Origin of the sequence: Lactobacillus helsingborgensis, from assembly GCF_000970855.1 — a bacterium.
Taxonomy (GTDB): Bacteria; Bacillota; Bacilli; order Lactobacillales; family Lactobacillaceae; genus Lactobacillus; species Lactobacillus helsingborgensis.
In genome coordinates this window covers 49910-74032 of record NZ_KQ034046.1, presented here as the reverse complement: position 1 = coordinate 74032, position 24123 = coordinate 49910, and the positions used below count along the sequence as shown (strand labels likewise).

The 24123-nt window shown below is 36.3% G+C and carries 21 protein-coding genes; 7 read left to right on the top strand and 14 right to left on the bottom strand.

Annotation, left to right across the window (positions count from 1 at the left end):
• Positions 1-6: 6 nt before the first annotated feature.
• Together JF73_RS00285 and JF73_RS00280 are read right to left on the bottom strand one after the other, a co-directional pair.
• Positions 7-1152, bottom strand: coding sequence for a sialidase family protein (locus JF73_RS00285; protein WP_046326515.1), 1146 nt, complete (start codon positions 1150-1152; stop codon positions 7-9).
• On the bottom strand, positions 1131-2387 hold the full coding sequence (locus tag JF73_RS00280) for a four-carbon acid sugar kinase family protein (protein WP_179853364.1): 1257 nt from the start codon (positions 2385-2387) through the stop codon (positions 1131-1133). The genes JF73_RS00285 and JF73_RS00280 overlap by 22 nt, the downstream gene beginning before the upstream one ends.
• Before the next feature lie 159 nt (positions 2388-2546).
• On the opposite strand from JF73_RS00280, the gene JF73_RS00275 reads away from it, so the two are divergent.
• Positions 2547-4280 carry a PrpR N-terminal domain-containing protein gene (locus JF73_RS00275; RefSeq protein ID WP_179853363.1) on the top strand — a complete coding sequence of 578 codons (1734 nt, stop codon included), beginning with the start codon at positions 2547-2549 and terminating at the stop codon, positions 4278-4280.
• 30 nt (positions 4281-4310) lie between these two features.
• Here the strand turns inward: JF73_RS00275 and JF73_RS00270 are convergent, their stop codons facing one another.
• Positions 4311-5597, bottom strand: a complete 1287-nt coding sequence (locus tag JF73_RS00270; protein WP_046326512.1) for an SLC13 family permease — start codon at positions 5595-5597, stop codon at positions 4311-4313.
• A 238-nt stretch (positions 5598-5835) separates the two neighbouring features.
• Between JF73_RS00270 and JF73_RS00265 the strand changes: the two genes are divergently transcribed.
• Positions 5836-6108, top strand: a complete 273-nt coding sequence (locus JF73_RS00265; RefSeq protein ID WP_046326511.1) for a hypothetical protein — start codon at positions 5836-5838, stop codon at positions 6106-6108.
• A gap of 26 nt (positions 6109-6134) precedes the next feature.
• A complete protein-coding gene (locus tag JF73_RS00260; RefSeq protein WP_046326510.1) occupies positions 6135-6611 on the top strand; it encodes a NanQ anomerase/TabA/YiaL family protein in 477 nt (158 codons plus the stop codon).
• 80 nt (positions 6612-6691) lie between these two features.
• Here JF73_RS00260 and JF73_RS00255 read toward each other — a convergent pair whose 3' ends face one another.
• The gene (locus tag JF73_RS00255; RefSeq protein WP_046326509.1) at positions 6692-8671 is read right to left on the bottom strand and encodes a PTS sugar transporter subunit IIABC; all 1980 of its coding nucleotides are present in this window, start codon (positions 8669-8671) and stop codon (positions 6692-6694) included.
• Between the two features lie 207 nt (positions 8672-8878).
• Here JF73_RS00255 and treR point away from each other — a divergent pair, with 207 nt between their 5' ends.
• A complete protein-coding gene (gene treR, locus JF73_RS00250) occupies positions 8879-9610 on the top strand; it encodes a trehalose operon repressor (RefSeq protein WP_046326508.1) in 732 nt (243 codons plus the stop codon).
• Positions 9607-11259: an alpha,alpha-phosphotrehalase gene (treC, locus tag JF73_RS00245; RefSeq protein WP_046326507.1), complete on the top strand. Its 1653-nt coding sequence runs from the start codon at positions 9607-9609 to the stop codon at positions 11257-11259. Before treR ends, treC begins: the two co-directional genes overlap by 4 nt.
• A gap of 271 nt (positions 11260-11530) precedes the next feature.
• On the opposite strand, the gene JF73_RS00240 is transcribed toward treC, so the two are convergent.
• The 4 genes from JF73_RS00240 to JF73_RS00225 form a co-directional block, all read right to left on the bottom strand.
• Positions 11531-12223 carry an ATP-binding cassette domain-containing protein gene (locus JF73_RS00240; protein ID WP_046326506.1) on the bottom strand — a complete coding sequence of 231 codons (693 nt, stop codon included), beginning with the start codon at positions 12221-12223 and terminating at the stop codon, positions 11531-11533.
• 15 nt (positions 12224-12238) lie between these two features.
• Entirely contained in the window at positions 12239-13000 is a 762-nt protein-coding gene (locus tag JF73_RS00235; protein ID WP_046326505.1) for a hypothetical protein, read from the bottom strand.
• A gap of 1021 nt (positions 13001-14021) precedes the next feature.
• Positions 14022-14279, bottom strand: coding sequence for a DUF2087 domain-containing protein (locus JF73_RS00230; RefSeq protein ID WP_179853362.1), 258 nt, complete (start codon positions 14277-14279; stop codon positions 14022-14024).
• Between the two features lie 10 nt (positions 14280-14289).
• Positions 14290-15888 carry an ATP-binding cassette domain-containing protein gene (locus JF73_RS00225; protein ID WP_046326503.1) on the bottom strand — a complete coding sequence of 533 codons (1599 nt, stop codon included), beginning with the start codon at positions 15886-15888 and terminating at the stop codon, positions 14290-14292.
• 141 nt (positions 15889-16029) lie between these two features.
• On the opposite strand from JF73_RS00225, the gene JF73_RS00220 reads away from it, so the two are divergent.
• Positions 16030-16866, top strand: a complete 837-nt coding sequence (locus tag JF73_RS00220; protein ID WP_046326502.1) for a helix-turn-helix domain-containing protein — start codon at positions 16030-16032, stop codon at positions 16864-16866.
• 2 nt (positions 16867-16868) lie between these two features.
• On the opposite strand, the gene JF73_RS00215 is transcribed toward JF73_RS00220, so the two are convergent.
• Genes JF73_RS00215 through JF73_RS00205 form a run of 3 tightly spaced genes read right to left on the bottom strand, consistent with a single transcriptional unit; the run spans position 16869 to position 20117 of the window.
• Positions 16869-17738, bottom strand: a complete 870-nt coding sequence (locus tag JF73_RS00215; protein WP_046326501.1) for an ABC transporter ATP-binding protein — start codon at positions 17736-17738, stop codon at positions 16869-16871.
• A 1-nt stretch (position 17739) separates the two neighbouring features.
• Positions 17740-19002: a TerC family integral membrane protein gene (locus tag JF73_RS00210; protein ID WP_046326500.1), complete on the bottom strand. Its 1263-nt coding sequence runs from the start codon at positions 19000-19002 to the stop codon at positions 17740-17742.
• Positions 18999-20117 (bottom strand): ABC transporter permease, encoded by a 1119-nt coding sequence (locus JF73_RS00205; RefSeq protein ID WP_046326499.1) that lies wholly within the window; start codon positions 20115-20117, stop codon positions 18999-19001. Before JF73_RS00205 ends, JF73_RS00210 begins: the two co-directional genes overlap by 4 nt.
• Before the next feature lie 149 nt (positions 20118-20266).
• Between JF73_RS00205 and JF73_RS09930 the strand changes: the two genes are divergently transcribed.
• Positions 20267-20536: an LPXTG cell wall anchor domain-containing protein gene (locus JF73_RS09930; RefSeq protein WP_084608666.1), complete on the top strand. Its 270-nt coding sequence runs from the start codon at positions 20267-20269 to the stop codon at positions 20534-20536.
• A gap of 34 nt (positions 20537-20570) precedes the next feature.
• On the opposite strand, the gene JF73_RS00200 is transcribed toward JF73_RS09930, so the two are convergent.
• Genes JF73_RS00200 through JF73_RS00190 form a run of 3 tightly spaced genes read right to left on the bottom strand, consistent with a single transcriptional unit; the run spans position 20571 to position 24123 of the window.
• The gene (locus JF73_RS00200; protein WP_046326498.1) at positions 20571-21599 is read right to left on the bottom strand and encodes an aldose epimerase family protein; all 1029 of its coding nucleotides are present in this window, start codon (positions 21597-21599) and stop codon (positions 20571-20573) included.
• Positions 21600-21639: 40 nt separating this feature from the next.
• Positions 21640-23160, bottom strand: a complete 1521-nt coding sequence (locus JF73_RS00195) for an alpha-N-arabinofuranosidase (RefSeq protein ID WP_046326497.1) — start codon at positions 23158-23160, stop codon at positions 21640-21642.
• Between the two features lie 18 nt (positions 23161-23178).
• Positions 23179-24123 (bottom strand): phosphatase PAP2 family protein, encoded by a 945-nt coding sequence (locus JF73_RS00190; protein WP_046326496.1) that lies wholly within the window; start codon positions 24121-24123, stop codon positions 23179-23181.

Genomic DNA, 24123 nt, shown 5'->3' with positions numbered 1-24123 from the left:
ACAGTCTTACTCCTTTTCTTCTTTGACCCAGTCTTCTGTAAACTCGACAAAAGCAATATTTTGTCTGAAATAGGTAAACGTCAAAGCAATTTTGCCGTTTATTGTCGGTTTAACTGAGGGATACGAAAATTCCTTATTCTTTTTATCTTTAGAATTATTAGTGAGGGCATAACCGCTGCCTTCGGCAATATTTCTTACATAGGGCCAAGTTTTACCGTTATCTTCTGAAATTGCTACGGTTAATGGTGCCCGGGGCGCACCCCAAAAAGCAGTTTTAGCAGCTTTTTTGTTGGACGTATCCTTTGCCGTGGTTTTTTCGGAAAATAATGATAGTCTTCTCACTGTTGCATCTTCAGCACTGGACTTATTAAAAGCTAAAATTATGTTGCCGTAAGGCAGCAGTGCTGCTTGAATAGATGAGTTATTATTCGGCAAGTCAATTGCCTTAGGTGGCGTCCAACTGCTGCCATCATTAGAAAAAGAACGGTAGATGTTATCAGCCCAGCGACTTCTAAAAAAGCCTACATATCCTGCGTTATTTTGTAGCTTGACAATACTCATTTGAACGCAGCCCTGACTATCAGGGACTTCGTATTCTTTCCAAGTTTGTCCGCTATCCTGCGAAACCCGGACGCAACTGTAATCATAACTGCCATCCCACGGTTTGCCGTCATTTTTAACCACACAATGATAAAGGGGCAAAAGCCACTCTCCATTAGCAGTTACAACTAGCGGATGACGAATAAACAGACCACTTTCACCTGGAAATAGATTACTTTGCAGGCTCCATGTTTTCCCATTATCATGTGAAACACGATATTGAATTATCGCCGTATCTTCATTTCCACCAACTTGAGAAGTATAAAGTAGCCAAATATCGCCATCAGGTGCCGCAAATAAAACTGGATTTTGATCGGAACGACCGGGATTGTTCGACATTGGAACCGGCTTTGACCAGCTATCTGTTCCTGCTCTCAATTCAGCCATAAAAATGGTAATGTCGTCTGTGCCTTCTTCAGTACCTGAAAACCAAGTACACAAGGTATCACCATCAGGTAATATCAATAAGTTGGAAGCATGACTTTGAATTCCCGAATCTGGCAACAACATAGTTCTGTCAAATTTAGCAGTTAAGCTTTCTTGTAATTCCATGATATTTCTGCCTTCTTTCCTAAAGAACGTAATTTATTTAAACCAAACATAATCAAACTCGAATCTCCAAAAGCACCAGCTTTAGAAATCATATTAATGCCGTCAAACTCACCGCCAACAACGGTTAATAGCGGCATCCCCAAAGCAACTTCTTCTCTAATTACCGTTCCCTGCGCCTTCACAATTCTTAAAATACTTTGTGCAGTTGTACCGCCAGTAACAAATAAGCCAGAAACGGGAAACTCTTTAATCACGCGGCGGCAAATACCTGCCAGTATCATTTGAATGGTGTTCTCCATTTCCGTACCAACTATGCCAGCCTCATTAAAACTGGTCTTGGTTTTTATTAAATCTGCCCTTTTTAGTGATGCGGAAGATACCAGGGCCAAATTTCTGCCTTTTTTTAAAATGCGTACAGCCTGGTCAACGTATTCAGAATAATTTTCTGTTTTATAAATTTCATAAATCGGCAAGGCAATGATAGCCAGCCCATTTTCTTTGGCATAAAGAATCTGTTTTCTAGTTTTACTGCTGACGCTGCCAACCAAGGCAATTGCCGGTATTGCTACACTGCTCTTTTTGACCATTCCTTCAATTAGACCAGAGGAGCCAACCCAGAGGATTTTGCCTTTTAATCCCTGAAATAGAGAAACAATCTTGCAAAAGTCCTCATCATTTTCGGTATCAAAGCCAAAGCACTTTTTGCTCAAATCCAAGTCTTTGTTAGACCGTAGATCTTTTAAAGAATAATATTGCACGCTATTAACGCCAAAGCTTTGGGCCAAGATTGTTTCAACATTATCCTGCAATACCGGTTTAACGGGATCGCAGGCAAATTCCGTTTTGCGCAGTTCTTTGCCACTAACCAGAACTTTCTTATTAATTACCTGCCTGCCTAGCGCCGGCAAGGCTGGTGCAAAAACAACGTAATCTGGTGCAAAACGGTCGTTAATCGCTCTCAATTCAGTAACAATATTACCCCTCAAAGTCGAATCAACTTTTTTATAAACAAAATCGAACTGGTTCATATCAATTGAATTTAAGATTGTTTTTGTTTTTTCATAAGCCGTTTTTTCTGAGTCATTTCGTGTTTCCGTATCAATTACACAAGAAGTGTGGGGAACAATATTAATTGCTGAGAAAAAAACATTTACTGGCATACCTTCTTCTGTAAGCTTAACACCGGTATCATTAGCACCAGTAAAGTCATCAGCAATTATCAAAAATTTAGCCATTTTTCCACCCGCCATCAGATATTCTTTACATAGATAATCTTAAAATGATTAAGAACAAAGCTGTAATATTTTTTGTTTCACTTTTAAACACTTATCAGGGAATTAAAAATGAAGTATACTAACTCTAAAAATACGTTCAAAATTGAAACGGAGGTTATTATGACTGCTAAAATTCTCTGCATCGTTCCCTATCCCGGTTTGAGAAACAAAGTCCAACACTTTTTTAAGCAATTAACAACAGAAAATGCTGATCTGGACATTCAAATTCAAATTGAACTAGCTAATTTAGCGAATAAAAACAATTTAGCCGCTTTAGTTAAGAATAATGATTTTGACTTATTACTTTCCCGTGGTGGAACTGTCGCTTTTTTGGAAAAACAAACCAATGTACCTGTAATAGATATTGGTATTTCCCAGTACGATATTATTCGGACGATCAAAAGCATTCCCGACTTGAGTAAGTCCGCTATCATCTGCTATGACGCCTTCGATCAAGCTATCTCCCAAACTTTGGCTCAATTTAATATTAAAATGACCAAATATGTAGTACAGAAAAAAATGGATATTAAAAATGCAATGGCAAAGCTTGCAGCAAGCGGTTATCACAATATAATTTGTGATTCAGGCATAATTGTCGCTTCCAACAATATCTACCACCTCAATTCTTATCTGATTGAATCGGGAGACGAAGTTGTCTATCAAGCACTTAAAACCTGTTTTCTCTTACTTAGGGAAAAGGAAACAAATATTAATTACTTCAATCTGCTTTCCGAAACCCTCGCAGCATTTCATAATTACACACTCTTTTTTGAAAAAGATAATTATTTTAACGTTCTGTTCAGCACTAATAAGAAAAAAGCCGCATTTTTGGCAAAAAAGGTGCGTAAAGCGCTCAGTGACGCCACACCGATCGTAACTTGGGCTAATTCCTCCTGGCACGTAGTAGTAACGCAGACAACCAACTTTTCAATTGCCACACTTGATTATTTAGGAAAAGCTCCATCAAGCAGTCAAACACACTTTGATGCGGACTATATCTCCTCAGTCTATTCGACCTGCTATGATAACCAGTTTTTCAAATTACTCAGACACTATTCTCACCTCCAAGCCCCCGTCGCCATAATCGGAGCGGATGGACTTGAAAAAGAATATTTAGGCAGCCTAATCTTTAAAGAAACAGACGCTGCGGCTCCAATACAGATTTCTCTGTCAGATCATGAAAGCTTAAGCAAAGCTCTTGCTGATAATGACTCGATATTCTTTGATAATCACCATCTTATTCAGATCACCGGCTTAGAGAAATTGCCAGCCTCTGACCAAAATGACTTTTTTGAATTTATCCGTAAATCGAATTTGGACGGCAGAAATAAGTTGATTTTCTTAATTACCCAGCCTTATGGAACAAAGTTGAACATTTCTTTTCCTGATTACCTCACAGTTAACGAACTCTTTTTAAAACCTTTAAACGCAATGTCTTATGACGTTTTTAATCAGTTGGTACACTCCATTCTCAACGATTTTAATTTAAAGACGGGTAAAACTTTTTCAGGAATTTCTGACACAGCATTAGACCATCTATCGAGTTACCCGTGGCCCCACAACTACCGCGAATTTATTCACGTTTTGACTACTGCCCTAGCAGTAGCTGACGCCCCGATTTTAAAGGGCAAAGATATTGATCTGATCTTAACTCAGCTGGCTGTGAGTGAAAAATCACAGCCAGAACAAGCGGCTTTAAAGGTAGCCAGCCCCGCACATCGAGGACTTTCTTTGCATGATATTATCGTCCAAGACATTAAACAGGCGCTCAAAGAAAATAATGGCAATAAAACCAAAACCGCTAAAGAATTAAACATTAGTCGCGCAACTTTATGGCGCTATTTAAAACGGTAAAAACTGGGTTATTATCAAACTGCTGCCAAATTATGCTGGGAATAATACACAGCACATCACGGCAACGACGGTGATATAAATTATTGTTAACGGGATAGTATAGACAAATGTTCTGCCAATTTTATAGTGTCCTTGGGCAACAGCAATACCTATGGCAGTATCCATCGGCATAATAACTGCAGCATTAGACGCAATTACGGTTGCTAAACCTGCAGCACGGGGATCAAGTCCGGAAGCAACAGCCACTGCAATAGCGATTGGCGTTAAAATCATGGTTGTTCCCATGTTCGAGCCGGTCAAGTTGGCCATGACTGTCGCAGCAAAAGCAAAGACAAAGGTAATGACCCAAATGCTGGAATTATTGCCCAGAACTCCTTGTAATGCTGAACCAATCATTTTGGTTACGCCTTTAGCAGCCATGATATCAGCAAGACCAAACATTCCGCCTAAAAGATAGATAATGGGACTGGACATGCCCTCACGAATTTCTTTAAAACTGATAATATTGCAAAAGTACATCAAGCCAATTCCTACTAATGGAATAACGTAGACAATATTTCCTAATTGATTGGTAAAAAACATGGCAATTGTAGTTACAACAAAAGAAATGTAAATCAAATTTTCCTGCCATGATTTTAAGTTATCAGTCGCTTCTTCTTCCTGTTCTTTTTGATCCTGCCCCGCATCAATTTTTAATTCCTTTTTGGGTAAAACACGATACGCAATTAAGGAATAAACGAATGCAACTAAAAGTGGCACTGCACCGGCAATAATCCAAGTGCCCATACTTACTGTATGGCTGAAGCCAGCGTTAGTAATAAAATTATTTAACGCTAATACATAAACCATGGTCATACCCATAGGAATTTTACGAGCGCTAATATCGACCATTGAAGCCAGCGGCAACAGCATTTGTCCCGACGGTATGCCGCCACCTGCCGGTAAAGTTGACAAAACCAGACAAATTAATAAGGTTGCAGGTCCCGGTTCCATTACTGTCATCAGAATAACAGTGAATAATAGCAAAACTACAAATAGTGTCAGCCCACTTTTACCTTTTTGAATTTTTAACAAAAATGCCTGTAATTTATGAATGGCACGTGTCCGCGCAAAAAGTGAACTGATAATTACATATCCTGCAGTTAAGATAGTGTTATTGTTAATAAAGCCACCGTATGCTTGTTGTACGGTGGCTGTTCCAGTTAAAACCAAGATTGTACAGGCGGCAACTGGCGCAAATCCAAAATCAAACTTATCAGAAACCATTGCTACGATCATTACAGCCATTACAATTAAAACAATGTACGCTTGTGACATTTTAATGACCTCTCTCAAATAAAACATACCGGTTAATCGCTTACATTGTTTATGCTAATAAAAATCATAGCTAAACTACATTGAATATCGTCTTATTTTTAAACATTATTTACTGGATAAAAAGAAATCACTCGTAAATGAATATTTTTTGTCTTATTTTTAAACAATAAACACTAAAACAATTTAATTGGGCAATATAGAATAGGATTAAAAGTATTTTTATGAAAGAAGGTTTTTTATGACTGTTAACGAAAATACTCAGATTGATCCAGAAAAATTCGCATATCATTTTGCGACAGTTGCCAGTCAGATGAATTATTCTCAACAAGACTTAATACCTGAGGCCAAAAAATTCTTGTTAAGCTATCTGACCGCATACTACTTAATAGGTGATTTCAACACTCTTGAAGATACTCAGTTTACTGCCAATAAAAAATTGAGCAGTCTTTCGTTTGATGAAATGGTGGATAAGATCCAGCAACTTAATTCAAAGCAAATGCTAGATAATTAACTCAGAATTTAAGAAAGGAAAATGATATGATTTACGCTAATATTAATGATTCAACTACTACTTTCATTCGTCAAAATCAGTATCTGGATAAGGCTTTTAAATGGCTGCAAAAAACCGATTTGACCAATTTAGCTGTTGGCAGATACGATATCAGTGATGGCATTTTTGTTAAAATTCAGGAATATAATACGAAAGACGAAAAAAAGGGTCGCTTTGAAAATCATCAAACCCACCTTGATTTTCATTATTTAATTAAGGGTGCAGAAATAACAAGGGTAACTAAACCTGACGGCCTGACTGAAATAGATAATGCACTTGCAAGCCCGGATGACGTGGCGCATTATCAGCGCTTCACTGGTCCGGCAACTTCAATTTGCTTACATCCTGGAGATTATATTATTTTATTTCCTGAAGATGCTCATGAAGCTTGCTTAGATTTAGACGTTAATGAAAAGCCATGTAAAAAGGCGGTTATCAAGGTGCCAATTAAGTTGGTACAATAATTTATTAGACAAAAAGGGCTCCGAAAGCGACCATGCTTTTGGAGCCCTTTAATATTTTGTACTTAAAAAACTGTTAGCAATTATAAATCAGCTAAATTCTTTTTCTTAGGAGCATCCTTAGGACTATTAGCGTCCTGCTCTTTATAACCAAAGAAGTAGGTCAAAGCAAATGCAGCAACAATTGTCACAATGGAGGCAATCCAGAAGTTCAGCAGGTTATTAGGATTGCCTTGCCCAGCTTTAGGCACAAAGGATGGAAATCCGATTAAACTGCCAGTAAAGCCATACATATCAACTTTAAGCAGACCGTTTACCAGACCACCAATGGCAGCACCAAGACTTGAAGTCATGAATACACGACCATACTTTAAGTTAACACCGTACATTGCCGGCTCAGTGATACCAACAGCAGCGGAAATAGCAGCACTTAAAGATAATCCCTTTAAGTCGGGATTATGCTTAGTCTTAAACCAAACGGCCAGGGCACCAGCACCTTGTGCAATCATAGTTACTGAAACAATACCGTTTAAAATACTATGTCCCGTTGCAGCAATATCATTGGCAATAATTGGCACTACTGCCCAGTGCAGTCCGAAGATAACGAGTATCTGGTAAAGACCACCGATGATTAAGCCGGAAAGTGCAGTGTTGACAGTTAAGAGCCATTGCAATACTTTGGCAATTCCCGTAGAAATAAACGAAATTACGGGCCCTACAATAATTAAGACTGTCATCCCTACCAAAAAGATTTCTACTAGTGGAGTAAAAATTTGCCTTAATGTAACTGGCATCCATTTTTTAATCCACGGTTCAATTTTAGCAGCCATCCAAGCCGCAAAAATCATTGGGAAAATTGAATAAGTATATTGTGGAATATGAATTGGAATACCGAAGAAGTTAGCATTAATACCAACGCCAGCTAAGTAGTAACTGAATTTGCCGCTGGCATAAATTTTTACTAAATCAGGGTAAATCAGAAAACCGCCAATAATAGAAACAACTACTGGATTAGAACCTAATCTTTGAGCAGCTGTAAAACCAACAATTAAAGGCAGAAAGTAAAACGATGCATCCCCCATCGCATTGATAATTGTGTAAGTTGGCGAAGCCGTAGACATGTGGCAAAAGTTAGTTAAAATGTTAAGAATACCTTTTAACATACCGCTAGCGGCCAGCAAGCCAATTACAGGCATCATAGAGCCGGTAATTACACCTATTAACTGGAAGAAACCATTTTTAATCTTGCCACCAATAGATTGATTAGTCTCTGGAGCAGGAGCAGCAGCTGTAGTCTCACCCTGCCCAGCGTATTTTGGTCCAAGTAGTTTGATTAATTCATCGTAAACGTCTTCTACCGTTTGACCAATTACTATCTGATATTGGTTATTTGCACGGGTAACATCTATTACTCCTTTAATGTTGTTAACCTCGTCATCCTGCGGAATACTATTATCATTTAAGGTAAAGCGCAGACGAGTAAAGCAGTGCATAACACTTTTAACATTATCAGCGCCACCAACTGCCTTAACAATTTCGCGAGCTGTAGTTTGGTATTTATTTTCTTTTTTGTTAGTGGCAACTGGTGCTGACTTAGTCTGTTTCAATGTAATAGTGGCTGCCGATTCACCGGCAGACTTAGTGCCCAGAGCAAGATCGATACCAGCTAAAATATCAGCGGTATTAGTAATCGCCAGAATGACGGTATCATCTTTTTGGGCATCTTTAATTGCCTGCAGATCCATTGTCCCTAATTGCTGCCCTGCTTTTACTTCAGAGCCGGCTGCCACTTGCAAATCAAACGGTTTGCCGTCAAGTTCAACGGTATCTATACCTAAGTGAATCATCACTTCCACACCATCTGCAGTTTGCAAACCAAGTGCGTGCTTTGTTTTGGCAACCATTACCACCTTACCGGTTACAGGCGAAACTATTTCTCCTGCGCTAGGTTTAACAGCAAAGCCTTCCCCCAATTTTTTCTGAGAAAAAACCGGATCATTAACATCTTCAAGATTAATGACCTGACCGGCAACAGGTGCCAGTATTTTAATCGTATTACTCATAATTAAACCTCCATGAAATTACTGCATAATGGGTCGTCATATATTGATAACGCTTTCCTAAAAATTATAGTTCTTGTATAGACAAGTGTCAACATTTTGATTATTATACTGTTGTAATAGTATTTTTTATATTTATTAACTATACTAGACAGGTTATAATTTTAAGCAAGGTGGTATGATTAAATAAAAAAAGGTGGATCTTTAATAATGGCAGTTAAGTATATCCAAATTGCAGCTGATTTAGCGAATAAAATTAAACACGAGCAATATGCAGCCGGTGATTTTTTACCAAGCGAACCGACATTATCACAGTTATATAATGTTTCACGTGAAACAATTAGGAAAGCTTTGACTGAACTGGCAGATGCCGGTTTAATTCAAAAAATACAGGGTAAAGGTTCAGTGGTTATTAATGCCGCTCGTATTGCCTTCCCAGTTTCTAATATTGAATCTTTTGACGAACTCAACAAGCAAAAACAAATGCACGCGGCAACTAAAATTATTGAGTTAACAGATGCACGTGTGCCGTTTACCATCAGTAAACATTTATCCTTAACAGAAACTGCTGCGACTTATGTAAAACGTTTGCGCTTGATCAATCATGAACCAATAGTAGTTGACGAAGATTATATTTTAAAAAAATACGTGCCCCAAATTTCGCCGCAGCAGGCACAAAGCTCGTTATACCACTATTTTGAGCATGATTTAGGGCTTGAAATTGATTATGCCACTAAAACTATTACGGTAGAGCCAGCTAGTGCAAGTGTAATCAAACAGTTGCAGCTTACCAATACCAATTTAGTCGTAGTAGTACGCAGTTTAACTTACTTAAAAGACACATCTTTTTTTCAGTACACTATTTCGCAACATCGGCCTGATAAATTTAAGTTTGTAGACTTTGCACACAGGAAAAACAAAAATGGGGGTCTTATTCTATGAGTTTGGCAGATAAAGTTATTTATCAAATTTATCCCAAATCGTTTTATGACAGTAATGGTGACGGTATCGGGGACTTAAGGGGGATCATCCAAAAAATTCCTTATTTAAAGAAACTAAATATTGATATGATTTGGTTCAATCCTTTTTTTGTATCTCCCCAAAATGATAATGGTTATGATATTGCCAATTATTATGGTATTGATCCGTTATTTGGCACAATGGCTGATTTTGAAGAATTAGTTGCTAAGCTTGTGCAAAACCATATTGGTGTGATGCTTGATATGGTGTTAAATCACTGCTCCACTGATCATATTTGGTTTAAAAAAGCTTTAGCCGGGGACGAATATTATCAAAAATTTTTCTACATTAGAAAGCCTAAAGCAGATGGCAGTTTGCCTAACAACTGGACATCTAAATTTGGTGGTTCCGCTTGGGCACCGTTTGGTAAAACCGGCAAATACTACCTTCATTTATATGATAAGACTCAAGCCGATCTTGACTGGCATAATCCAGCAGTTAGAACAGAGCTTTTTAAAGTAGTTAATTTCTGGCGTGATAAAGGGGTTAAAGGCTTTCGCTTTGACGTGATTAACGTTATTGGCAAAGATGAACAGCTTACTGATGCACCTAAAAACACTGCCAGCAAGTTAATGTATACGGATCAACCAATAGTCCACCAATATCTAAAAGAATTAAATCAGAAGACTTTTGGTCAGGAACCCGATACCATTACAGTGGGTGAAATGTCATCAACGACCATTGCTAATTCTGTTGCTTATACTAAAAAAGACAGCCACGAACTTTCAATGGTTTTCACTTTTCATCATCTAAAAGTTGATTATCAAGATGGACAAAAATGGACCAAGATTCCCTTTGATTTTTCTGCTTTAAAGAAGGCCCTAAATGACTGGCAAGTAGGAATGAGTCAAGGCGGCGGCTGGAACGCCTTGTTCTGGAATAATCATGACCAGCCCTGGGCTCTGAGCCGTTTTGGTGATCCCGTACATTTTCGGGAAAAATCGGCTGAAATGCTGGCTACTGCGCTGCACCTTTTACGCGGTACTCCGTATATTTATCAAGGCGAAGAAATCGGCATGATTAATCCTAACTACCAGAAGATAACCGATTATGTGGATGTAGAAACACTTAATGCCTATGATGACCTTAAAAAACAAGGCTTAAGTGACGCCAAAGCTCTGACAATTATTCAAGCGAAGTCTCGTGATAACAGCAGAACGCCAATGCACTGGGATGATAGTGTTAATGCCGGCTTCACTACTGGTACTCCCTGGCTGAAGCCCAGAGATCAAGAACAAATTAACGTGGCGGCTGAACTTGATCATGGTGAAATTTTCCCCTATTATCAAAAGTTGATTTACTTGAGAAAACATTATCCCATTATCGCTAAGGGGAGCTATGAACCCATTGATTTGGATCATCCGCAAATTTTTGCTTATTGCAGACTTTATCAGGGACAAACCTTACTAGTAATAAATAATTTTTATGGGCAAAAAGTAACCTACGATTTACCCGGTTCTTATCAAGGACAAAAAACGCAAACTTTAATTAGCAACTATGACAGAAATTTAAGCGCAGTACCAAAGACTTTGGCTTTACAGCCTTATGAATCGCTGGCTTTGTTAATATAGCTAAAAGAATGACTTCTTTTGCTATGAAAATCTAACTTAGAAAATACTGCAGTCGAAAAATTACCATCAGAATTTAAGATGAATTGCTCATGTAGCACTATTATTAATTTGAATAAAAATGAGGTGACTTAAAAATACTATTTAAGTCACCTCATTTTATATATAAGTAATACGCTTCTGCTTGATACGCCAAGCAAACCTAACCAAAATAGTTTGTTTAGCTCAATCAATTTTATATCTCTTATAAATTAAAAGTATAGTTACTCTTGATTTAACAAGATACTGCCTGACGCATTCTCTTAAATGCAATATCAATATCATCTGTATCTGCCGCCTGCAGCATTTGGCTAAGATTACCTTGAAAAACACACTTTTTGTTGCCAACGAATACAATGTGCGCCTGCAAAGAGTTTAATTTAGCCAACTGGTGCAAAGTCATAATTACTTTTTTCTTTTTCTCAACAACTAAAGATTCAACTAAGTCTAAAATCAAATTTTCAATATAACTATCAATTCCACTAAGAGGTTCATCGAACAAATATAATTCCCGCTCCATTATACTAGTACAATAAACCATGACAGATTGATATTCTCCACCGGATAAAGACCTTAGTTTAGTATTTATTAATTCCTTTATGATCTCATTATAAAAACTAACTTGTGCATTAGTGACTGCAACAGTATGATCATTCATCGATTTAAAAAAATTTATTACTTGTTTTACTGTCAGTTCATCAAAGAAAGACATGTTTTGAAATTTATAAATAATATTAGACATAGAAGGAAAATCTATCATAGCTGAAGCAGGACGGTCAATAAAGCCATAAATTAGGTTAAGTAAAGTCGTTTTACCAGCACCATTACTACCAATGATCACATTTAACTGATCGCCAATAAATTTTGCGTTAAAATCGGCAAAGATTTCTTTCTTTTTATAAGAGAAGTTCAAATGCTTAATTTCCATATTGTCACCTTCCAACTATTTTTTTTCAAAAATTGTAGAAATATTTTGTTTTGCAATAAAAATCATTCCAAATAGGACATAAATTAAAATAACGAGCAATAAATTAATAAGATTTGCCCAATTTACTCTAGAAAACATCATTTGCATTATTACTTCATACCCAGTCATTAGGTATTTAACAGGCGTACATAGCAATAATAAATTTAATATTTCGTTTTTTGCTTCAAAAGCTGACACCATGAAAGAGAGCAAAATAATTAACGTAATCACAATATTGTAAGTTTGCAACCTTAATTTCACTGTAAGTAAAAAATATAAGCCCATAGTTAAAGGTAAAACAAATACAATCGCAGCTATTATTGTGGTCAATAGTAAATAGCCCAGATAAGCAAGGGACTTAAACATTAGTGTGGTGATTAAGTTAAAAAGGAATAATTCTATTATTAAAAACGTCCATTGCGATAAAAATTGACTAATCAGTACTAGATACTTTGAATTGGTCACCATGTAAATAACTTTATAATAACCATAATCACGATACTCAACCATTGCCAGAATCACTGAATTTAGAGTAGTTGTTAAGGCAATATAGGCAAAATAGTAAGCACTTGCGCTAATTAGTTTATCCTTACTGACAGTATAATTATTAATCAAGACCGGAGCATTAGATATAGCAAAATATATAACTGGAAAGACAATGTTAAACATTAATGCAATTTTGTTGCTAAAAGCATTAATAAGAAAAATCTTGTAGAGCGCATAAAACTTTTTTTTCATAGAAATCTCCGTGAATATTACCTAACATTTTTGAAACAGTTTAAACTTATCGCCTAAAAGATTTAACCCCAATTTAGCTAAGAATCAAAACTCAGATAATTTTCATTTGAAATAGATTCTCAATCTAGCAGCAATAGTCAGTTTACTATTAGCCTTCACTGTACGATAAATTATGAAAATTATATGTTATTTTACCATAATTGTCAATTAAATCTCATATTTTTATTATTTAAGGTTCTAAAAAACTTGCTAAAAAGGCCGCATAATAATATTAGGTAGTCCAACCTGATAATGCCAATTTAATTCACCAGGACAAATTTGATAATCATACTAAAGCTGACAGTATCTTGCTTAGATAATTTAGTCACAAAAATACCCCCAAATTTGTTTTAAATTTGGGGGTCATATCAATTGGGATAAAATTTTTTCTGTGATTCCAGTGGAATCGCTAAACTATTTATACATTTATATTTTAGCATAAGTTGCTTAAACATGCTCTAGATCCACAAGGCTAAATTTTAGCCTTATTTACAATCAGACAACTAAAAATTACCGATTAAAAGAGTAGGAATATTAGCAAAAACTTTGTTATCAATCCATTGCTTCAATTGAATAATTGATTCTTGATACAATCGAGTCTTACTTTGATTAAGTGAAGACAGCGGAAGAGAATTCCATTTACACATAATTATTGACACTCCCAATTAAAAGGTAAAATATGTTTAAAAAGTAAAATAACAATTTTTAAAGTTGCGGTCTCAATCATTTTTCAACCAATAAATTTAATTATTATTTTTTAGGAATGTATCATAATATCAAATTAAATATAAATTTTAAGCCTTGCCATCTTGTTGTCTATCTTCATAAGAGGCTGCTACATCAGCTTTTAGCTTTTCACCAAAAAAGGACAAACGACATGCAGCCATTTGTCCTTTTAAACTGTTTATTATTTAGTTTGATAGTCATCAACTATGGTCTTAATATCCTTTTTATATACCAGCTTTTCAGTATCAATTATATCCTAATCCTTTACTCTATTTGCTTCATTCAGCCAGTAAATTCTGCCGTCATCCGTTCTGTTCAAAAAATGATTCTCAATTAGGTCTCGTCTTCTAGTAACATAGTCTGACACAAAGTGCATTAAAGTCAGGTTCACTTCCTGCTCAGAATATTTTTTTGTTGGTTCAAATTTAGTTGCCAAATACTTTAAAATTAACAACCGATTTTTGGCTTTACCAGGCCATACTTTAACAACACCATCAGCGTCAATATAACGCATTAATAATTCTTTATTCTCCATTTTTTTCATTCAAATTAATTATTCGATCAAACAACGACTTTTCAGTAGCAGAAATTTTATGAGCCACTTCAATTACCGCTAAATTAGGCTTTTTTAATAACGTTTTATGAATTGCAAGTGACAGTTCTGGGTCAAGCGCGCTAGTAGCTTCATCAGCGAGCAATACAGGACGTTCAGACAAAAAAGCACGTGCAATTTCAATTCTTTGGATTTGTCCTCCAGATAAATTTGCCCCCTTTTCACCAACCTGATAATCCCAGCCTTTTTCATCCACGAGTTCAGTTAGTCCCGCCGATTCAACTGCTTCAGCCAAACTTTCTGGGGAAACCTTTCGACCTAATAGAATATTAAATTTGATTGTATCATCAAAAATAAACGGCTTTTGGTTAACGTAACTGAAATTATCGTGGGCTGCGGCCCAATTACCGGTGACGTCTTCATCATCAATAAAGACATGACCCGCATTAGGCTTTATTTTTCCTAACATTAAATTTAACAGCGTGGTTTTGCCCCAACCACTAGGTGCCATAAGTAAGATTTTTTCGTTCGGAGCAACTGTCAAATTAAGGTGAGTAAAAATTGCTTTACCACCCTGACTATAAGAGGCATCCTCTACTTTCAAACCAGTAAACTGACCAACTTTGGTGCTTTTAACTTTACTGGTTGAAAAAGATAAGGCTTGCTCTACCTTATCCCACATCGGCTTAGTAGACTTGATTGCGTTCAATTGTTCAAAAATATTAACTATCGGGTTAATAAATTCATTGGATAATTGCACTATCATAATTAAAGTACCAACACCAATTTGACCTTTCAGCATTAAAATGGCACCTACTAGAAATGGTAATATAAAGCTAAAAATATCCGCAAAAGCCATAATAACTTCTCCCGCAGCGGCTTGTGTGAAGTTTAAGTTCTTTAATGCTTCTTCCATTCTCTTGGCACTATTAACGACTTTAACAATAGTCGAACTTTGGGCATCGTATAAGCCGACAGTTTGCGCCCCGTTTAATCCGTCATTCACACTTTGGGTGTATGCGACGTTGTTCGTTTCCCAAACTTTTGCTTTAGCTTGAATTGTTTTGGTAAATGCTCTTTGCACTAGTCCAGGAATCAAAGTAGTTACCATAAAAATTAAAGTTAAAATCCAAGAATTGATTAGACCAACCACAACTGACAGTAGAAAAGAAGCTAATTCTGCAATAATCATTAGTTCATTTGTAGTCTTAGACGTCTCAATTTGTTTTAGATCGTTGGTCATCAGACTTAAACCATCCTTTTGTGAGTCACTACGCTGTTCAATCAGATAGCTCATCGTTTTCTCTTTAAGATAAACATTAACATCTTGAATAATAGCGCATTTGATATAGCGGTATACAAAGTTGGACAGCATAATGATTAAGATGGTTGCAGCACCAATACCGGCAATTTTAATTAAATTAGTACTATTACCCTGACGGTACTGCGCTGCATTTAGCATGATCTTAGTAACATACGCAATTACCACATTGCCAAATGCACTGATTATTGCTAAAAGTGTGTAGGCACTAAGTTTCCATTTAGGTGCAAATTTTAACGAAGATTGCATTTTGTTACTCCTTTTTTACTATTAAAAACGATTGTAATGTTTTAAATTAAGCATATTAAAGCATGAATTATTTTTGAGATTTTTTTACTTCTCATATATGAGAAAAAAGTGCCATAATATCTTTAAAAGGACAAAAACATCATGCAATCAGGGAATGAATTTAAACAGTTAAGAAAAATGCAGCATATTACCCTTAAAGAAGCTGCCGCAGGCATTTGTTCCATTCAAATGCTTTCCCGCTGGGAAAATAATCAAGGACACATGGATTTTAACCGCGTTCTCAAACTGTGTGAAAAGCTTAATTTATCAGCAACTAAATATATTGCACTTGCTAAACTCGACCCACAGGATCATATTGCCCAAATTTTAGAAGAGTCTTGGAGTAACCACGACAAAGACTATTTGGAAAAACTGGCTCAAGCGGCTTTAAACAAATATCAATTAAGTCAAGATCCTTTTGACTTGGACTATGCAGCAATTGCCTGCAGTTTGTATTATAAAAGTTCTCAGCACAATATTTTTCCTATTGCCCAACAAAATGAGTTAAACTGCCAATTAAACAAAGTAACGGTTTGGGGGCATGAATTTCTCTCACTCTTTGCCAACATCATTCCTATTATTAGTCCCAGAATTATCTATCAGACCGCTGCTCAAATCAGCAGCAATATTTCCTTTATTAAAAAAGCGGGAGAAAACACCTTTCATTTCGGTATAGCAGCACTTTTTGAAGCAGTCATTGGCTTAATTACCAGAAATCAATTTAAACTTGCAGACCAACTACTTACACGAATAAATCAGATTGACTTGCCAGATAATGAAATGCTGCTAGTCGTTGGCCGCAATTTCCTAAACGCCATTTTGACATTTCACAATACCGCCAATGATACGGCTGCTATTTCGATTATTCACTTTTTAACTAGTATGAATATGCAGACTACGGCTACTTATTTTTTAAAGATATTAAACCAGGTTAAATAATTTTAATTATAGAACTTGTTAAATAAGTCCTCGATATCAATTCTTTCAACTGAATATTGAATATCAGCGTCAACTAACTCCGTTAAAATTTGCGTTAGCTTTTCCTGCCCAATTTTTGCTAAAGGCAACAAGATCAAGTTATTGGGCAAAGTTTCGAAATCATATCCGGAAAGTATTTTTACTGCTTTAGGACTGGACTGCATTTTCAAATAACGATTATGTTGTTCTTTATTATCTAAATCTTCAATTATTTGACCGTGACCCATAAACAAAACCCTGTCTGCATACTCCTGTAAGTTGGACAAAAGGTGTGAAGCCATAATGATCAACTTATTCTCACCCTTTAGATCAAGAAGCATGTGCGAAATTAAAGCTACATTCTGAGGATCAAGCCCATTCATTACTTCATCTAAAAGCATTACAGGAGAGTTAGCCGCTACTACCATCGCAAAACAAAGCCGCTGCTTCATTCCTAATGAATAAGTCTCAACCTTGTGGCCAACATAGTCTGCCATTTGCAAGTCAGTAATTATTTGCTCAACGGGCTTTTCAGAATTATGCCAAAGATCGGCGTACAAGTTAAGATGGTCCCTTCCCGTCATGAAAGGAAAAAGGTCGTTTTGCTCAGGAAAGGAACAAATTTCTTGGTGCAATTTAATCGTATCTTTTTGAGTCTGATAACGCGTACCTTCATACTCAATGAAGCCTTTTTGCGGGGTCAAATTGTGCAAAATGACATTAATTAAAGTTGATTTACCCGTTCCGTTAGGTGCAACCAAACCCACTATTTCTCCCTGTTTGAATTGCAAGTTTATATCATCTAAAACAACATTTTTGCCAAAAGCTAATGTAACATCTTTTAAATTTAGCATTTTAATCACCACGCCTAACTAAAGGTATACTTCTAATTTGAGTGAACAAAAATAATAATATTTCAATTGTAAGTGCCAGGTAAAGCAGCGGTTTGATGCCCGCAGTAAAACCCCAGCCAGGTACATCCATTAAATATGCCAGATTCCCCGTTGTACTATCGCCAATAGAGAAATACGTCATAGGCAGCTTTTCTAAAACTGGATAAACAAAACCCATTCCTAGCGAAAAGTAAAGCATTTTCGCACTAATGGCAAACAAACTACTAAGTATTCCAGCAACATATTCATTACGTAAAACTATCGATAACAAAATTGTAAGCCTTATAAAAATAAAAGTGATAATGACGGCAAATATCATAAACTGCAAATAATACATACCCAATGTTTCTGTTCTGAAAGTAGATTTAAAGTTTATTTGTCCTAAATAATCAACCGTATTCAACTTTAGTGAGCCTAAGCCATACTTGGGGGCAATGCAGAAAAGAGCAATTATGCCTGCTACAACGAAATTTAGCAAAACTCCTACCTCAACGGCTCCGGTCTTCAGCCATAAAATCGTGCGCTTAGTTAAAGGAATATTTTCTAAAACAGTGTAATATTTGCGGTCATTAGTCACAATATCAGCAGTAAAGAAACATACCATCACCACTAGTAATAATACCGTCCATCCCGAAAGAGAATTTTGAATTACTTGTAAAGCGGTTCGTTCTTCCAGAATATTTTTATTTAATGGTGTTTTTTTATATTTATTACTCTCTAAAAGTGCGTTATACAAGTGAAGGGTCCGTTGATAGCCATAATGTCCCTCCAATATATAACTTTCATTTTTATTATATGCAGCTGGGTATAAAAAAGCCCGATTACTTTTTTCAAAAATTAAATCGTCTACATACTTGTAGTGCATACTAGCGTAGCGGGCATAGGCGTTCATATCATTTTTCTTTAAAGCACCTAGCAATTTGCGGTCGTATGCTAAAACTTTTGGATAAGTGTATACAGCATCATTTGCTCGTTTACTAGGAAAATAATGATATCCCGGCTTGTGCGCAAGTGCGACCTCTCCGCGTGCTACTTTAAGAAAAGCTTTATTGTCAATATATTCTTTTCGAATTGGCCGAGGATTGACTTGCTCAATTACCGTATGGTTAGGCACGGAAACCAAGCCGAAATAAAGCGACAAAACTATAGTGATAATAAATAAACCGACATTTTTAGGATTAACTAGGAACGACTTTAATTGAAAAAGAAAATAACGCCATTTCATCTCAGTGTTCCTCCCTTATTGATTAAATATCTAAACCCTGCAACTGATATCAAAGACCAGATTAATAAAATAACAGCTCCCGTTACCAAATTTAAACCGGCAAAGCCCGTTTTGCTTGCTACAGTACCATTAAGAACATTGTTAACATTAAGGTACTCGGATGGCAGCCAGACAATAAACTTAGAGAGCTGATTAGACGCATAGGATAAAACATATAGCGCAATCCCAATAAATATGCTTAAGTATACGTTCTTGGTTAATTGATTTAAAAATAACGTTAAACTGGTAACAAAAATGACTAATACTGCCGTATAAAGTAAAAAGTAGACACAATCCAGCCATACAGGGATTGCTCTAATTTTATTGAAATAAAAAACATTCGGGTAATTTAAACTCCTAAAACCGTTGCGAAAACCCGCGAAAAGATATGCCCCAATTAAGCCGATAAGTACGGGAATCAAGACTAAAACCAGATTAATCAGGATTTTGCCTTTCACTTCGTCTTCTACACGATACGGAATATTGCGTAAAATCGTATCATGGTCTAGTTTGATCATCCATACATCACTAGATATCAGCAAAACATAAAAGAAAATAAAAACAGCTACAAAATTTAAAATATAAATCAAATATGTTACAGATGACTTAGAATTCATCGCTGCTGGTATGTGGTGGCGGTAAAGGTATTTGTAAGTCACCAGCCTTTGATGTAATTGATACTTTGGTGGCACATTTAAAGTGCTGGCTCCCAAATAATTATTACGGTAACCCTTTAGCATGGTTTGAAATAAGTCGATTGAATTCTCTAAATAGGTTTGCGGCGCACTAAAAACCTCTCCATTTTGTAAACCGGCAATACAGGCTTCTTGATTATTTAGATTGTAATATGTCTCTTTATATTCTTTTTTATGTAATGAATTACTATCAAAATAGCTAATATTAATCTCAAGTGAATCATGGTATGACTGCCACTGTCGGTAATTATCTCCCAGATTTTGAGTTTCAACCACTAGGACAAAGAGAACCATAAATAAAACTAGTGCCACCATTAGCAATATGTTTTTCCTGGATTTCCGTGCAATATTAAAATTAGCTTTAAAATATGTTCTTTTCATAAAAAGCACCGCCTGACTTTATGAAATTAACCAGTGACTGTAAAAAGTTATTAATAATAATCTTATCATATTTTTATCAGCTTAATTACATGTATAGCATAATAATTTTTATTACACTATCACCAGAGCGCGTTTAAAAGCACTCTTTTATAAAAACCCAACACCAAAAAGCAGCCGCCAAACTGCATTTAGCGGCCGCTAAACAAACCAACACCAATCAAAAAAGTCATCAATTTAATGTAAATAGGCACATTATTACTAAAAAGCAAAATATACACGGCACCAAAAATCATGCTAAGCAATTAGCACAAACAGGGGAAAACAAAAAGTCTAATTTCTTGCTGGTAATTATTGGTGTGTTAATCACCATAACAGTTGCTGCAATCAAATGGTTTAAAAGAAAACAGCCAGCAGAATAAAAAACAAGTTCAGAATTGAACTTGTTTTTTTTACTTAGTAAACTACTTGCCAATTAATAGTTCTGGAAAATCTCTCGCCGGGAACTAATGTAAAGGAAGATAAGCTATAGCCACTTTCAGGAGCGGTTTGTGCCTCCAACGTTATACCATCATGCCTGCCGATATTTTTAGCGGCACCCTGATGGTTAAAAGTATTCGCGCTAAAAACGACCACCGCTTGTGCATCCGTAGACATGATTAACTTCCTGTTCGTTTTGGTAGAAGACAAGACAGCTGCTGGCTTATAACCATTAAGAATGAAGGGATGATCTAACCCATTACGATTTTTAATTTGTGGTTCTGCTGTAGAATTTATGATAGCACCTAATCTCTTAGGCTTGCGGAAATCAAACACAGTGTCAGCTACCTTTGCCATTCCCGTAATAGGCATAGTTGCATCATCAACTGGTACATAATAATCAGCGTTAAGCTGTAAATTTAAATCTTCAACATTACTCTGTGGACCATCCAACCTGAAAAATGTGTGGTTGGTAGGGTTAAACAAAGTCGTTTTATCCGTAAAAGCAGTGATATTATAATTCAGATTATTATCATTATCTAACTGGTAAGTAGCAATAATCTTCATGTTTCCCGGATAATTATTTTCTCCATCAGGATCAAATAGAATTAACTGTACACTAGCCGTATCTTTATCACTAGTTACTTTAAAATCCCATGGTTTGTTATCAAAACCTACTTCTCCACCACCATGAAGTGAATTCTGTCCGTCATTTAATTTAAATTGGGTAATTTGGTTTCCGTGTTGCCATTTACCATCCTTAATGCGACCTGCAACTCTGCCAACTGTCCCACCTAAGAAATTTCTCTCTGTAGCGTAATCTTTGGGAGTTGCAAGAGACATAATAATGTTTTCCCATTTATTATTGCCTGTAGGAATTTCCAACTTTTCTAAAGTGGCACCATAATTAAGAACTGTAGCTCTAACATCGTGCTCATTAATCAAAGTTATTTCACAAAGGTCCTTGCCATTCATTCTGTCATATTTCTGTACTAAGGTTTTCATTTAAACTACCTCCTTTACTATCTAGATAGTTAAAATTAAATCATTTAATATTGATAACTGTCCATGAATTTCTAGGTAAATTAATTTCCAACTTTTTTTGTTGCAAATCTAGCTTAATACTATCATTATCATTCAAAATGACGCGACTATTATTTTCAGCAGTATTTTGCGCGTAAAAATTGTCATCATGCAGTGTTTGCGCCTTAACAATCTCCGAATATTTATGATCAGCCGGTAAAGCTATTTTATAATTAATATCTTCATCTGTTGAGCGATTGACGATAAAGATAGCTAAGGAATTATTCGCGCAATAGACACTCACTGAGTCAATGACGTCTATCGTGCCATATTTTTCATTCTCGAGTTTAGGAAAAGTAGACACTTCTGTTAGCACCCGTCCGTTTTTGGTCAAAGAAGCTGTTTCAGAAAACGGATAGAAGGTGGTTTGGTGGTAAGCAGGAGCATGAGCTGGCGCCATAATGGGTCCAATCACATTAACCAGTTGGGCAATGGATGCGGCTTTTACCCAATCAGCATGTTTCAACAAAGTGATTAAAAAATCTCCTACTACAACTGCATCAGTTACTGTATAAATATCTTCCAGTAAATGTGGTGCAACCGGCCAATTATTTAGACCTTCTGGAACTTTGCTTGGCTCTGATCCTTGATACCATACATTCCATTCATCAAAAGAAATATTAACTTGATGATTCGACCTTAACTTAGCTTTGCTGGCGTCAATACAAGAAACGACCTCATCAATAAAACGATCCATATCAACAGCTGAACCCAAAAAAGTAGCTAATTTACCGGGATCAGCGTGGTAATAGGCATGACAGGAAACAAAATCAATCTCATCATAAGCATATTGCAATAAAGTTTCTTCCCATTCACCAAAGGTTGCCATCCCGTGATTAGAAGAACCACAACCGATAAGTTCCAAATGAGGGTCCATTTGTCTCATACCTGCAGCCACTCTTGCCACTTTTTTGGCATATTCAACTTGATCCAAATGACCGAGCTGCCACTTACCGTCCATCTCATTTCCTAAACAAAATAAACGAATATTAAAGGGCTTTTGGGCACCATTTTTTATTCTCTGGTCTGCTAAAGCAGTACCGCTGGGAATATTGGCATACTCTAAAAAGTCGAGTGCACTTTGTAAACCGCGCGTACCCATATTTAACGCGGCCATAAGTTCTAAATTGCCTGCCTTTTGTAGCCATCTTTCCATTTCATGCAAGCCAAATTGATTAGTTTCTGTAGAATGCCAAGCTAAATCTAGTCGTCGTGGGCGCTTATCCTTTGGTCCTACGCCATCTTCCCACTTATAGCCAGAAACAAAATTTCCTCCCGGCCACCTAACAGTCGTTATCCCCAGTTCTTTTACCAGCTCTATAACATCTGTCCTAAAGCCTTCTTCATCAGCATATTCTGAATCTGGATCATAAAGTCCGCCGTAGACACCTCTACCAAGCTGTTCTATCAAAGTACCAAACACTCTTGGCTCAACTTTGCCTACAATCGCGTTATCATCAATCTTCGAACTAGCTTCCAACATCTTTTCTCCCTCATCAGTTTAAAAATCAAATTTATTTTCTTCTAAATGGAGTAGTTTTACCAAAACAGTAATGCCTAAAAAACCAATAAAGGCAGCCATTGCTACATCAGAAAGATAATGTTTTTCCATGACCATTCTGGAAAAACCACCGATAATTAAATAGGTAAAACCAATATATTTCCAAATTTTTTCCCATTTTGCGTTATTGGTATTAACAAACAGCGAAAAATAAAGTGCCATACTAAAGCACCTGGTATGACCCGATGGAAAAGATGCAAAATCATCAGAACCTAACATGCCGTTGACCATAAACCATGATTTAAACGGTTCGTTTTTAGTCAAATTCATAAATGGACGCGGTCTGCTGACAATATTTTTAATTTGATTAAGTATTTCTCCTGTTGCCGTATCGATTACAATTCCAGCTAATCCAACGATTACTAGTCTTGCAAGATCACGGTCACTGACTTTTTGGAGCCAAGCCAGCTGCACGGCTTTATGAATGAGATAAAAAGCAATGATATATAGCACAACAAAATAGAGCTCTTTATTAGTAACTATAAATGAATAGTCATTGCCAGCACCTACCGGCAAGTTTTTAGCAGCATTAGCAAATGCTTGTCCCATTTGACTTCTGGCTTCGATAAAAAAATCCCAGGTTTTGGTTAAACCAAACATAAAACTAAAAAGCAGCGTCATATATTTCAACAGACGATTTTGCAGCCTGGTCCCTTTTTGGAAAATGACTTCTGCTCCTAAAAAACACAGCACTACATTGGGAAAAGCACCCATATCTTGGATAATAGCTGCCCACCATTCATTCTGGTTTCCCAGTAACTGAGAAAGTGGTTGATCCCAAACAGTACCAATAACAAATAATATTAAAATGACAATCAGGGTAACGATAATTGTTTTTTGGGAAAAAACTTTGTAATCTGACCCCAATTCCTGCTCAGTATGCAT